The sequence below is a fragment of the Ensifer adhaerens genome (genome assembly GCF_013283195.1).
Taxonomy (GTDB): domain Bacteria; phylum Pseudomonadota; class Alphaproteobacteria; order Rhizobiales; family Rhizobiaceae; genus Ensifer; species Ensifer adhaerens_G.
The window spans coordinates 296,074-308,202 of the sequence record NZ_JABEKT010000002.1; the positions used below are offsets into that span (position 1 = coordinate 296,074).

Here is a 12,129-nt window from a genome sequence, read left to right on the forward strand (position 1 = left end):
TCATAAACGCAAATTATTTGCTTTTGTGACGCTTCGCCCTTACATCGCGTAAACGCAATGATTTAGCGTTAAGGATGATATAGATGGTCTCCTCTACCAAATCCAGTCGGGCTGGCGCCAATCCCATCGCCTTCCACGCAGTCACGCTTGCCACATTCTTCGGCGCATCGGCGGCACCCACGCCGCTTTACCGCATCTATCAGGAGAGCTTTGCTGCCTCGCCTGTGATGATGACCGGGATCTTCGCGGTCTATGCCTTTGCGCTTCTGTCCGCGCTGCTGGTGGCCGGCTCGATATCGGATCATCTCGGCCGGAAACCGGTGATCTTTGGTGCGCTGCTGCTCGAAATCGTGGCGATGGCGCTCTTCGTCGTTGCCGATGCACCGTCCTGGCTGATCGCAGCGCGCATCGTTCAGGGACTTGCGACTGGCATCGCCGGCGCATCGATCGGCGCAGCGCTGGTCGACGTCGATCGCGTGAAGGGCCAGCTCGTCAATTCGCTGGCGCCGCTGATCGGCATGGCCGTCGGCGCCTTGGGAACCAGTGCGCTCATTCAATACGGGCCATTTCCGCTGCATCTCGTTTATGGGCTGCTCTTGATCGGCTTTGTCGTGCTGGCAGCAGTGATATGGCTGACGCCGGAGACCGGCGGCAAACGGCCGGGCGCCCTGTCTTCACTCAGGCCGACGATCGCCATACCGCCTCAGATCAAGCGGCCGCTGGCGCAGGCGACCCCGATCAACATCGCCAACTGGGCGCTTGGCGGCTTCTATCTCTCGCTGATGCCGTCGCTTGTCGCATCCGTGACCGGAAGCCGTGCGCCGCTGACGGGCGGAGCCGTCGTCGCGGCGTTGATGGCAGCCGGTGCCGTCAGCGTTTTCCTGCGTCGCGCACGCGGTGCCCGGGCCAACGTAACCTTCGGCGTCGCGGCAACGACCTTGGGCATGCTGGTCGTGGTTGCCGGCACGCACCTTGCCAACGTTCCGGTGATGATCATCGGCACGCTTTTGACCGGCGCCGGCTTCGGCACCAGCTTTCTCGGCATCATGGGGTCGATCATGCCGCTCGCCAAGGCTGATGAACGGGCCGGGCTGCTGTCCGCCTTCTACATCCAGAGCTATCTCGCCTTCAGCCTGCCGGCAATGGCAGCAGGCTTTCTGGCAAAGGAGCTCGGCTACCAGGCGACGACCGACACCTACGCGGCCGTCATCATAGTCACTGCGGTCGGAGGGCTGCTGGCAAGCCGGGAGCGCCGGGCAGGTGTGTTGCCGGCGTGATGACCGAACGTCGACGGTGCGCCTCGTCGACGTTCGAGCGGAGAAAGCTGTTCCCGGTGGAATAAGGTCTCGTGACGCCCGTTATTCCTTCGGACCGGAAATGCCGGTTCGTTCTCAACAAGGAGTTACGGGCATGAAAAACCACTGGAAACTGAGCGCCGCCCTCGTCGCCGGCGTTGCCGCCTTTGCCGGTGCGCAGGCACAGGCAAAACAAAGCACAGTGCCGGCGCAATCCGTCCACAGGCAGGCGGGTGGCCATAACGACGGCTCCATCATGGTTGCCGGCAACAGTTCCTCCAATTCGTCGAGCAACTCCTCATCGAACAGTTCGTCGAATTCAAGCTCCAATTCTTCGTCGAACAGTTCATCCAATTCGAGTTCGAACTCCAGTTCGAACTCGTCCTCCAACAGCTCTTCCAATTCCTCGTCGAATGGCTCGGACCGTTCCTATCGCCCGGGCAAGGTGTGGCATACGCGCTGAGGTCGCACGACAAACAAGACAAAGCGGGGACCGGGCAACCGGTCCCCGCTTCCTGTTGTCGGCAGCAAATCAGCGCGCGGCGCGCGCGATCTTTCGATACCAGCCGGAGCTTGCGATCGTGTTGCGGTAGACCACGTCCCGGCTTGCAGCCTCTTCGCCCGTTTCCGCCCGGATCTCCGCCCGGATTGCGGCATCGTCCCGACGAAAAGGAATGACTTGAACCAATGGCGTGCCCTTCTCGATCACATGCACGCCATCCGCTGCCGTCGCGAAGAACGGGAAGTGGATGTTGGCGCTGTAGGTGTCGGTATCGACGACGCCGGCCACGCACTCGAACGGCTGGGGCGGCCGGTTGAGCGGCGGCACGAACAAGCAACTCCAACCGGGCGGGGTGCGGATGGACCAGTAATTGTGAAACTTGCAGGGCGGGCTCGGCGCCTTCGGATTGCCGGCTACCTGATGGGCACCATGATTGCTGACCATCACCCGGTCGAATTCCCAGCCGGCCTCGACATTCTGCCCGTCGTCGCGGATTTCGAGGCGCACCGTGGCTGCCAGAGGCAGGATCCACCCTGTCGTCATGGCGTCGAGGAAGGGCATGCAGCGCTTGATGGTAAGACCATTGTCCCTGGCGGAAAGATGCTCAGGGTCGACCGCCGGAAGCTTGCGATACCAGTCGGGCAGGCTGTTCTTTGCTGCCAGCGGTGGCGCGATTATTCCAAGGTCCTGCGGATCGCAGAGGAATTGGATGTTTGACGGGTCTTTCTTCCAGAAGTGCAACATGTCCGTTCTCCGTTCGGGTGGACGGAAGAACGGATGCTGCCGGCGTTTATTCCATGGCCTCGAAAAACGCCGGCGCCGTTGCCGCCCTCGGCGCTTTTCGGAGAGTGCCGAGGGATCCGGTGTCGGACGTCAGGAAATCGCCTTCGCGGCGCGTTGAGCCCGGTACTGCGCGGCCGGAACGCCGCCCCAGCCCCAATTATCGAGTTCGACCTCCTCGATGATCACGTAGGTGGAATCAAGCGGCTTGTTGAGCACGTTGAGCAGCACTTCGCTGACGCCGCTGATGATGGCCGCCTTTTCTTCTGGCGATACCGAAGTGCGATCGGCGGACGTTCCTTCGCGGGTGACCTGGACGGTGACGATAGGCATGGCAGTCTCCTTTGCGTTAAGGTGGAAAGTCTAAAATGACTGGCTCGACCAGCGGCCGAGCCAGGATCGACGGGGTCACCAGCGTCCGGCGTGCTGGCCTCCGTCGACGTGGAGAATTTCGCCGGTGACGAAATTGGCCGCCTCCAGATAGAGCACCGCATCGACGATATCGTCGATCTCGCCCATCCGGCCGACCGGATGCAGTGTCGCCAGTGCGGCGTGGGTCTCGGGCGCATGCATCGGGGTCTTGATGATCCCCGGCGAGACGGCGTTGACGCGTACTCCGGCTTTTGAAAACTCCATGGCGAGCGACTGGGTCACGGCGTTCAGTCCGCCCTTGGTCAAAGAGGCAAGCGCCGCCGGCAGGCCGGCGATCGGCTGATCGACGAGGCTCGTGGTGATGCTGACGATGTGGCCTGAGCCTTGTTGCAGCATTTCGGCGGCGGCACGCTGTGTGATGTGGAAGAAGCCGGCGACATTCACACCCAGGTTGTGTTCGTAGTCCGCCAGGGTGAACTCGGTAAACGGCTTCGACAGGAAGACGCCGGCATTGTTCACCAGCGAATCGATGCGGCCGAAGCGCTCCAGAGCCACCGCCACGATCCGATCTGCCGTTTCCGGCTTGGCAATGTCGCCCTGGACAGTTGCGACGTCGGGGTCACCGCTCTCCCCGATCGACCGGGACGTGGCGACGACGCGATAGTTACGGCTGCGGTAGGCTTGCACGATTGCGGCGCCTATGCCTTGCGATGCACCGGTGATGATGACGACTTTCTGCTCCTGGCTCATGATCTCGATCCTTTTCAGTTGCAGCGACCGCCATTGGCGATCGCCCTACGCCCTCGGCGTTGGTACAGCTGTTTTAGATCCATTCTCGATCCGGCAGAATAATCGCCAGTTGGCGGACATCCGTGCGAAAATCGGTACAATCAGCCAAGCGTTCCGGCCTCGCGGGCCAGGCGCGCAAATTCCGCGCGCAGGGTCGGAGCGGCAAAATCGACGAAGGCGCGCACTTTCGGAACGGACATGCGGCCCGGTGGCGCCAGCAGATGGACGGGCAAGGGTGGGTGCTCGGCATCAGCCAGCACGATCTTCAGTCGGCCGTTCCGCATGTGCTCGGCGACATGGTAGGAATAGAGCCTTGTCAGCCCTTTGCCATCCGCGGCCGAATCGGCCGCGGCGCGCACGCTGTTGACGATGCAACGTGGTTGCAGGTGAACCGTTCGAGGGATGGTCGAGCCCTTCGCCGGCGTAAAGGTCCAGCTTTCAAGACCGAAGTTGCTGAAGGCGACGATGCGATGGTTGGCGAGATCCGCCGGCTCCTCGATCGGCGGGTGATTGGCGAGATAATCCGGTGATGCGACGACGACGCGCCTGACATCACCGCCGAGGCGGGTGGCGATATCGGATGAATCGGCCAGTCGGCCAATGCGCAGCGCGATATCGATGCCCTCGTCGACGAGGTTGACGAAGCGATCGAGCAAAAGGAGCCGGACCGAGACATCCGGGTAGAGATCGAGGAAACGATCGACGATCGGGCGCAACACCTCCTCGCTGACAATCGGTGGCGCCGAGATCGTCAGCGTGCCGCGCGGTGCCGAGCGTTCGCCGCCGGCAAGCAAGTCTGCTTCCTCGAGATCGGTGAGCACGCGCCGGCACGCAGCCGCATAGCGTTCGCCGGCTTCACTCAGCTTCAGGCTGCGCGTCGTGCGATGCAAGAGCTCGACGCCGACATGCGCCTCGAGGAATCCCAATGCCCGGCTGACCGCCGTCGGTGAGCGGTTCAGCCGCCTTGCGGCACCGGCGAGGCTGCCCTCGTCGATTGCGGTGACGAAGACCTTCATGGCGTCGATGCGGTCCATTCTGCCGATCTCCGGAGTAATAGCTGCTATAGGGGAACTATTCTCCCGGCGAGCGGCCGGAGTAAAGGCCTGCGCAGCAACGGCGAGTGATCGTCGCTGCCGCTGAGGATGCGGGAGAAAGCTCTCTGAAGCCGCGAAGCCGTTAATTCTGGTCGAGCGCCTTCGTAAGGCTCAGTGCCACCAGCGTGCAGATCGCGCCGGAGATCAGATAACCGCCGATGAAGACGATGCCGAAGCTGGTTGCAAGCCCAAGCGCCACCAGCGGCGCGAACGCCGCACCGACGAGCCAGGCCAGATCCGAGGTGAGCGCTGCCCCCGTGTAACGGTAGTACTGGGTGAAGCGCGAGGACACGGCACCGGAGGCCTGGCCGAAGGTCAGGCCGAGAACGGCAAAGCCGATCAGGATATAGGCATCCTGTCCAGCCCCACCGGCGTCAAGCAGGAAGGGGGCGGAGAAACTGAAGATCGCGATCAGCGTCGCGCCGAGCATCAGCTCGTTGCGGCGGCCGATCCGGTCGGCGATCAGACCCGACACCACGATGCCGACGACGCCGACGGCGGCACCTGCCACCTGGACCATGAGAAACCGGGCCGCCGACTGTCCGCCATTGAGGATGACCCAGCTGAGCGGAAAGATCGTCACCAGATGGAACATCGCAAAGCTGGCGAGCGGCACGAAAGCGCCGAGTACGACGTCGACCGCATGTTTGCTCAGCATTTCGAACACCGGGCGGGCCTGCAGCTCCTGCGCGTCCATCGCCGCGCCGAACTCCTTGCTGCCGACGATACGCAGGCGCGCAAACAGCGCCACGACGTTGATCGCAAACGCCACGAAGAAGGGATAGCGCCAGCCCCAGGAAAGGAAATCCTCCTCGGAGAGATTGGCGACGAAATAGCAGAAGATGATGCTGGCGAGCGCAAAGCCGATGGGTGCGCCAAGCTGCGGGATCATTGCATACCAGCCGCGGTGGTTCGGGGGCGCGTTGAGGTTGAGCAGCGACGCCAGCCCATCCCAGGCGCCGCCGAGCGCAAAACCCTGGCCCAATCTGAACAGCGCCAGCAGCGCCACCGCCCAGAAGCCTATGGTCTCAAAGCCCGGCAGGAAGGCGATCGATGCGGTCGAGCCGCCAAGGATCACCAGGGCGATCGTCAGCTTGGTGCCGCGGCCGTAGTTGCGGTCGATCCACATGAAAACCAGCGAGCCGACAGGGCGCGCGATGAAGGCCAGCGGAAAGATCGCGAACGACAACAATGTGGCCGCGACCGGATTGGGCGCAAACGGGAAGATGAGTTTCGGAAAAACCAGGATCGAGCCGAGGCCGTAGACGAAGAAGTCGAAGAACTCCGACATGCGGCCAATGACAACGCCGATGGCGATGCTGCCCGGTGACAAGGGCTTGTCGTCATGGATGCGACGGGCGTCCCGCTCAAGGCCTGAAGACGTAGGATTGACGACCGAGCTCATGAATTCCTCCCGGCGATTTGTGCCGCCTCGTCGAAATGTTGATCAATCAACGCCCGAGATCAAGGAAGCGGCGAAAAAAAACGTGGACTCACCGGCATCTTCCCAATGGTCAGCCGGCGAGGATGCACTAGATTGGGCATTTGCGGACGTCGCTGTCTATTCTGCTGCGATGCGACAGAATGCTGCAGTGCGACGAACAACCTCATTCCGCCGAGCCCGATACGCGACTAGTGCCGAATAGACAAAACGCAAATGGAGCCCGAAATGCCCACTCCATTGAAGCTCGCCGGACGATCGGCCGTTCTTCTATCGACCCTGGTCCTTGCCGGGTGCGACATGGTCGTGATGTCGCCCTCCGGCGATATCGCGGCACAGCAGAGAGATCTGATCGTCGTTTCGACGATCCTCATGCTCATCATCATCGTGCCGGTGCTTTTCCTGACGCTGTTTTTCGCCTGGCGCTACCGCCAGTCCAACACGGCTGCAAAATACGATCCGGAATGGCATCACTCGACCGGGCTCGAAGTCGTCATCTGGTCCGCGCCGCTGGCAATCATCATCGCGCTCGGGGCCATCACCTGGATCAGCACCCACAAGCTCGACCCCTACAGGCCGCTCGACCGGATCGACGCCGACAGGCCGGTGCCTGCCGACATCAAGCCTCTGACCGTCGAGGTGGTGGCGCTCGACTGGAAATGGCTGTTCTTCTATCCAGACTACGGCATCGCCACCGTCAACGAGATGGCGGCACCTGTCGACGTGCCGATCAATTTCAAGCTCACCGCCTCCTCGGTGATGAACTCGTTCTACGTGCCGGCGCTCGCCGGCATGATCTACACGATGCCCGGCATGCAGACCCGGCTGCACGCCGTCATCAACAAGAAGGGCGAGTATGAAGGGCTGTCGTCGAACTACAGCGGCGACGGTTTTTCGCACATGCGTTTCAAGTTCCATGGGCTCGACCAGGCCGGCTTCGATCGGTGGATCGCAAGGGTCAAGAGCAACGGCACGATGCTCAACCGCGACGCCTACCTGAAGCTTGAGAAGCCGAGCACCAAGGAACCGGTCCGCTACTTTTCCAGCGTCGAGGATGGGCTTTTTGAAGCTGTGCTGAACATGTGCGTGCGCCCCGGCCAGATGTGCATGAGGGACATGATGCACATCGACATGATGGGCGGCGGCGGCGTCGAAAGTCACGAGAACCGCGCCAAGCTCGAGCACGACAACCGCCATGCGGGTGAGACGGGCCATGCCGGCGAAGCGGCACCCGGCGCGACTTTCCCGGCAACGGGCAATCCGTCGAAGAGCGAAGAGCCGGCCGAAGGCATCGACAAGGAACCGCAGTCGATGAACCACGATATGCACAACATGCACGGCGATCAGAAGCCGCCCGCCGAGAGCCAGGACGGTCCGGCGCCGGCGCAGTTGAACAATTCCGGCACTACCACTCAGCCCTGAAGCCGCATTTCAAGAGAATTTGGATAGCCCTATGTTCGGTAGCACCAACCTCACACAATTCATCTTCGGGCGGCTCACCTGGGAGGCGATCCCCTATCACGAGCCGATCCTGGTCGCGACCTTCATCGCCGTTGCGATCGGCGGCATCGCCGTCCTGGCGCTGATCACCAAATACAAGCTCTGGGGCTATCTCTGGCACGAATGGTTCACCTCGGTCGATCACAAGAAGATCGGCATCATGTACGTGATCCTGGCGCTGGTCATGCTGATGCGCGGCTTTGCCGATGCGATCATGATGCGCCTGCAGCAGGCGATCGCCTTCAACGGCAACGAGGGCTATCTCAATCCGCATCACTACGATCAGATCTTCACCGCCCACGGCGTGATCATGATCTTCTTCATGGCCATGCCTTTCGTCACCGGCCTGATGAACTACGTGGTTCCGCTGCAGATCGGCGCGCGCGACGTTTCCTTCCCGTTCCTCAACAATTTCTCGTTCTGGATGACCACGGCCGGGGCGGTGATCATCATGATGTCGCTGTTTGTCGGCGAGTTCGCGCGCACCGGATGGCTCGCCTATCCGCCGCTGTCGGGCGCCGATTACAGTCCGGGCGTCGGGGTCGACTATTATATCTGGGGCCTGCAGGTGGCGGGGGTCGGAACGACGCTGTCGGGCATCAACCTGATCGCGACCATCGTCAAGCTGCGCGCGCCCGGCATGACGCTGATGAAGATGCCGGTCTTCACCTGGACGTCGCTCTGCACCAACATCCTGATCGTCGCCACCTTCCCGATCCTGACGGCGACGCTGGCGCTCTTGTCGCTCGACCGCTACGCCGGCACGAACTTCTTCACCAATGACCTTGGTGGCAACCCGATGATGTATGTGAACCTCATCTGGATCTGGGGCCATCCGGAAGTCTACATCCTCATCCTGCCGGCCTTCGGCATCTTCTCCGAAGTCGTCGCCACATTCTGTGGCAAGCGCCTCTTCGGCTACGCCTCGATGGTCTACGCCACCTGCGTGATCATGATCCTGTCCTATCTCGTCTGGTTGCACCACTTCTTCACCATGGGGTCGGGTGCGTCGGTCAACGCCTTCTTCGGCATCACCACGATGATCATCTCGATCCCGACGGGCGCGAAGATGTTCAACTGGCTCTTCACCATGTATCGCGGCCGCATCCGCTACGAAGTGCCGATGCTGTGGACCGTCGGCTTCATGGTCACCTTCGTCATCGGCGGCATGACGGGGGTGATGCTGGCAATCCCGCCGGCCGATTTCGTGCTGCACAACTCGCTGTTCCTGATTGCCCACTTCCACAACGTCATCATCGGCGGCGTCGTGTTCGGCCTGATGGCGGGCCTCGTCTACTGGTGGCCGAAGGCGTTCGGCTACAAGCTCGATCCGTTCTGGGGCAAGATGAGCTTCTGGTTCTGGCAGATCGGCTTCTTCTTCGCCTTCATGCCGCTCTACGTGCTCGGCCTGATGGGCGTCACCCGCCGCGTCAGCCAGTTCGAGGATCCCTCGCTGCAGATCTGGTTCGTCATCGCCGCCTTCGGCGCGGTGCTGATCGCGCTCGGCATCGCCTCCTTCGTCGTCCAGCTCGTCGTCAGCTATCTGAGGCGCGACCAGCTGCGCGACACCACGGGCGATCCTTGGAATGCCCGCACGCTGGAATGGTCGACCTCGTCGCCGCCGCCGGACTACAACTTCGCTTTCACCCCGGTCGTGCACGACCATGACAGCTGGTACGACATGAAGAACCGCGGCTACGAGCGCCCGCTCGGCGGCTTCAAGCCGATCCATATGCCGAAGAACACCGGCACGGGCGTCATCCTCGCCGGTATCAGCGTCGTGCTCGCCTTCGCGCTGATCTGGTACATGTGGTGGCTGGTGGTCGTGTCGTTCGTTGCCATCCTGGTCGTGGCGATCGGCCATACGTTCAACTACAACCGGGATTTCTACATCCCAGCCGAGACCGTGACGGCAACCGAGGACGCCCGGTCCGAACTTCTGGCGGAGCGCAGCTGAGATGACGAACGCCACCCAAACCGAAGCGCCGCAGTTCTACCTTGAGGAAGAGCACCATCCCGAAGGCAGCACCATGCTGGGCTTCTGGATCTACCTGATGAGCGACTGCCTCATCTTCGCTGTGCTGTTTGCCACCCATGGCGTGCTTGGGCGAAACTATGCGGCCGGCCCGTCACCTGCCGATTTGTTCGACCTGTCGCTCGTCGCCATCAACACGGCGATGCTGTTGCTCTCGTCGATCACCTACGGTTTTGCCATGCTCCAGATGGAGCGCAACGCCAAGATGGAGACGATCTTCTGGCTCGGCGTCACTGCCGTGTTCGGCCTCGCCTTCCTTAGCCTCGAACTCTATGAATTCTACCATCTGATCCAGGAGGGCGCCGGCCCGACGCGCAGCGCCTTCCTGTCGTCGTTCTTCACGCTCGTCGGCACCCACGGCCTGCACGTCACCTTCGGCATTATCTGGATCGTGACGATGATGGTGCAGGTCAGGATGCACGGACTGATACCGGAGAACCGCCGCCGGCTGATGTGTCTGTCGATGTTCTGGCACTTCCTCGACGTCATCTGGATCGGCGTCTTCTCCTTCGTCTATCTGATCGGAGTCATCGGATGAGCTCACAGCCCCACAGCCTTGCGCACGAAGATGCTCATGAGGCCCATCACGGCCACAGCCACGGCCATGAAGCGGGCCATGGGTCGCTGCGAAGCTACATGGTCGGCTTTGCGCTGTCCGTCGTCCTGACGGCCATTCCCTTCGCGCTGGTCATGAGCGGTGCGCTCGACAGCAAGATGGCGACGGCCGTCGTCGTGATGGGTCTCGGCGCCATCCAGATCGTCGTGCACATGATCTTCTTCCTGCACATGAACCAGCGCTCGGAAGGCGGCTGGACGATGATGGCGCTGATCTTCACCCTCATCATCGTCGGTATCGCGCTCGCCGGTTCGCTCTGGGTCATGCATCACCTCAACGTCAACATGATGCCGATGACCCACGAGATGATGAAGAACATGCCGTGACGGCCCGTTGACGGGTACGGCGATGGACGACCGTTCGGCAGAGACAAGGCGGGGGGCAGAGCCCTCCCGCTCCCGTCTCGTTCTGACTGTCGCCTTGTCGGTGCTGATGGCGGCTTTCGTCACTCTCGGCACCTGGCAGGTGAAGCGGCTTTTCTGGAAGCTCGACCTGATCGCGCGCGTAGACGCCCGGGTGCATGCCGAACCGGTGCCGGCTCCACCCCAATCGGAATGGCCCGGCATCAGCGCGGACAAGGACGAATATCGTCGCGTCACTGCGACGGGCCTTTTTGCGCATGACAAGGAAGTCCTGGTCCAGGCTGTCACGGAACGGGGCGCCGGTTTCTGGGTCATCACGCCCATGGTCGTTGACGACCGCACGACCATCCTGATCAACCGTGGTTTTGTGCCAGCGGATCGACGCGATGCTGCCGCACGTCCGGAAAGCGAATTGCCTGGGGCTGGCCGGGTCACCGGCCTTCTTCGCATGACTGAGCCGGACGGCGGTTTCCTGCGCGCCAACGACCCGGCCGCCAGCCGATGGTATTCGCGCGATGTCGATGCGATTGCCAGAGCGCAGGACCTGGTGGATGTCGCGCCCTATTTTATCGATGCAGACGCCACGCCCAATCCCGGCGGCCTGCCGGTCGGCGGCTTGACCGTGATCAGCTTTCGCAACAGCCACCTCGTCTACGCGGCGACCTGGTTCGTGCTGGCCGTGATGAGCGCCGCGGGCATCGTGGTCGTCCATCGCGTGCGCAGGTGAGCTGCGAACAGCCTCGAGCGCTGGTCTGATCGCCCCGTCATGCTCGACGGCGCGACAGCCGGTAGACGCTCGCCGGCGGGAGATTGAGCGGTACCCAGCGCAGGAACGATGCCTCGAGGCGAAGTATTTCGAGCAGCGCTGCCGGCACAGGGCAACGCGGTCCGTAAGTGAACTGGAAGAGGCAACCGTCATCGGCAAGGTGCAGAAAGACTGCCTCAAGGATATCGCGAACCGCTTGTCTCGGCATGGAGAGCAGCGGCAGGCCGCTGATGGCGGCGCCGATCTTGCGTGTTTTCGGCAACCGCAAGTGCTGCGCATCACCCTCGATCAGCGTTGCCTCTGGAAAACGGCCCCGCAGCAACGCGGCAAAGGCCGGATTTCGTTCCACCAGAACCAGTTGGTCCTGTCGGACACCATTTTGCAGAAGTGCGCGCGTGAAAATGCCGGTGCCTGGGCCAAGCTCCAGGACATCACCGGTGTACCGGCCGATTTCGGTGGTCATGGCTGCGGCCAATCGCGTGCTCGAAGGTGCGATAGCGGCGACTTCCAATGGCTTTGTCAGCCATGAGCGCAGGAAGAGCAGGGTGTCCGATGCGGTATTGGTCAAGGTGTGGCT

The 12,129-nt window shown here is 62.0% G+C and carries 13 protein-coding genes; 6 read left to right on the top strand and 7 right to left on the bottom strand.

Going from position 1 to position 12,129, the window contains the following annotated elements:
* Positions 1 to 83 precede the first annotated feature (83 nt).
* On the top strand, positions 84 to 1,277 hold the full coding sequence (locus LPJGGPFB_RS17885; RefSeq protein WP_173421305.1) for an MFS transporter: 1,194 nt from the start codon (positions 84 to 86) through the stop codon (positions 1,275 to 1,277).
* A 114-nt stretch (positions 1,278 to 1,391) separates the two neighbouring features.
* On the opposite strand, the gene LPJGGPFB_RS17890 is transcribed toward LPJGGPFB_RS17885, so the two are convergent.
* The 6 genes from LPJGGPFB_RS17890 to LPJGGPFB_RS17915 all read right to left on the bottom strand — a co-directional run bounded on the left by LPJGGPFB_RS17890 (position 1,392) and on the right by LPJGGPFB_RS17915 (position 6,237).
* Complete coding sequence (locus LPJGGPFB_RS17890) at positions 1,392 to 1,685, bottom strand: hypothetical protein (RefSeq protein WP_173421306.1); 294 nt, start codon at positions 1,683 to 1,685, stop codon at positions 1,392 to 1,394.
* Between the two features lie 142 nt (positions 1,686 to 1,827).
* Complete coding sequence (locus tag LPJGGPFB_RS17895) at positions 1,828 to 2,541, bottom strand: DUF6065 family protein (protein ID WP_173421307.1); 714 nt, start codon at positions 2,539 to 2,541, stop codon at positions 1,828 to 1,830.
* Positions 2,542 to 2,670: 129 nt separating this feature from the next.
* Positions 2,671 to 2,910: a tautomerase family protein gene (locus LPJGGPFB_RS17900; protein WP_173421308.1), complete on the bottom strand. Its 240-nt coding sequence runs from the start codon at positions 2,908 to 2,910 to the stop codon at positions 2,671 to 2,673.
* Between the two features lie 75 nt (positions 2,911 to 2,985).
* Entirely contained in the window at positions 2,986 to 3,699 is a 714-nt protein-coding gene (locus LPJGGPFB_RS17905) for an SDR family NAD(P)-dependent oxidoreductase (RefSeq protein ID WP_173421309.1), read from the bottom strand.
* 140 nt (positions 3,700 to 3,839) lie between these two features.
* The gene (locus LPJGGPFB_RS17910; RefSeq protein ID WP_173421310.1) at positions 3,840 to 4,772 is read right to left on the bottom strand and encodes a LysR family transcriptional regulator; all 933 of its coding nucleotides are present in this window, start codon (positions 4,770 to 4,772) and stop codon (positions 3,840 to 3,842) included.
* A 142-nt stretch (positions 4,773 to 4,914) separates the two neighbouring features.
* Positions 4,915 to 6,237 (bottom strand): MFS transporter, encoded by a 1,323-nt coding sequence (locus tag LPJGGPFB_RS17915; RefSeq protein WP_173421311.1) that lies wholly within the window; start codon positions 6,235 to 6,237, stop codon positions 4,915 to 4,917.
* Between the two features lie 264 nt (positions 6,238 to 6,501).
* Between LPJGGPFB_RS17915 and cyoA the strand changes: the two genes are divergently transcribed.
* From cyoA to LPJGGPFB_RS17940, 5 genes are read left to right on the top strand one after another with little or no spacing between them, the layout of a single operon-like run.
* Complete coding sequence (cyoA, locus tag LPJGGPFB_RS17920; protein ID WP_173421312.1) at positions 6,502 to 7,695, top strand: ubiquinol oxidase subunit II; 1,194 nt, start codon at positions 6,502 to 6,504, stop codon at positions 7,693 to 7,695.
* Positions 7,696 to 7,726: 31 nt separating this feature from the next.
* The gene (gene cyoB, locus LPJGGPFB_RS17925; RefSeq protein WP_173421313.1) at positions 7,727 to 9,730 is read left to right on the top strand and encodes a cytochrome o ubiquinol oxidase subunit I; all 2,004 of its coding nucleotides are present in this window, start codon (positions 7,727 to 7,729) and stop codon (positions 9,728 to 9,730) included.
* Between the two features lies 1 nt (position 9,731).
* Positions 9,732 to 10,346, top strand: coding sequence for a cytochrome o ubiquinol oxidase subunit III (cyoC, locus tag LPJGGPFB_RS17930; RefSeq protein WP_173421314.1), 615 nt, complete (start codon positions 9,732 to 9,734; stop codon positions 10,344 to 10,346).
* Positions 10,343 to 10,750 (top strand): cytochrome o ubiquinol oxidase subunit IV, encoded by a 408-nt coding sequence (gene cyoD / locus LPJGGPFB_RS17935; protein ID WP_173421315.1) that lies wholly within the window; start codon positions 10,343 to 10,345, stop codon positions 10,748 to 10,750. The genes cyoC and cyoD overlap by 4 nt, the downstream gene beginning before the upstream one ends.
* A gap of 22 nt (positions 10,751 to 10,772) precedes the next feature.
* A complete protein-coding gene (locus tag LPJGGPFB_RS17940; protein WP_173421316.1) occupies positions 10,773 to 11,513 on the top strand; it encodes an SURF1 family protein in 741 nt (246 codons plus the stop codon).
* Between the two features lie 37 nt (positions 11,514 to 11,550).
* Here LPJGGPFB_RS17940 and LPJGGPFB_RS17945 read toward each other — a convergent pair whose 3' ends face one another.
* Complete coding sequence (locus LPJGGPFB_RS17945) at positions 11,551 to 12,120, bottom strand: class I SAM-dependent methyltransferase (RefSeq protein WP_173421317.1); 570 nt, start codon at positions 12,118 to 12,120, stop codon at positions 11,551 to 11,553.
* Positions 12,121 to 12,129: the final 9 nt, after the last annotated feature.

Bases quoted from the DNA above. Each gene is read 5' to 3' on its own strand.
- cyoB (WP_173421313.1), top strand. From the start codon at position 7,727: ATGTTCGGTAGCACCAACCTCACACAATTCATCTTCGGGCGGCTCACC.
- cyoA (WP_173421312.1), top strand. From the start codon at position 6,502: ATGCCCACTCCATTGAAGCTCGCCGGACGATCGGCCGTTCTTCTATCG.
- LPJGGPFB_RS17900 (WP_173421308.1), bottom strand. From the start codon at position 2,910: ATGCCTATCGTCACCGTCCAGGTCACCCGCGAAGGAACGTCCGCCGAT.
- LPJGGPFB_RS17910 (WP_173421310.1), bottom strand. From the start codon at position 4,772: ATGGACCGCATCGACGCCATGAAGGTCTTCGTCACCGCAATCGACGAG.
- cyoC (WP_173421314.1), top strand. From the start codon at position 9,732: ATGACGAACGCCACCCAAACCGAAGCGCCGCAGTTCTACCTTGAGGAA.
- LPJGGPFB_RS17915 (WP_173421311.1), bottom strand. From the start codon at position 6,237: ATGAGCTCGGTCGTCAATCCTACGTCTTCAGGCCTTGAGCGGGACGCC.
- cyoD (WP_173421315.1), top strand. From the start codon at position 10,343: ATGAGCTCACAGCCCCACAGCCTTGCGCACGAAGATGCTCATGAGGCC.
- LPJGGPFB_RS17940 (WP_173421316.1), top strand. From the start codon at position 10,773: ATGGACGACCGTTCGGCAGAGACAAGGCGGGGGGCAGAGCCCTCCCGC.
- LPJGGPFB_RS17905 (WP_173421309.1), bottom strand. From the start codon at position 3,699: ATGAGCCAGGAGCAGAAAGTCGTCATCATCACCGGTGCATCGCAAGGC.
- LPJGGPFB_RS17885 (WP_173421305.1), top strand. From the start codon at position 84: ATGGTCTCCTCTACCAAATCCAGTCGGGCTGGCGCCAATCCCATCGCC.
- LPJGGPFB_RS17895 (WP_173421307.1), bottom strand. From the start codon at position 2,541: ATGTTGCACTTCTGGAAGAAAGACCCGTCAAACATCCAATTCCTCTGC.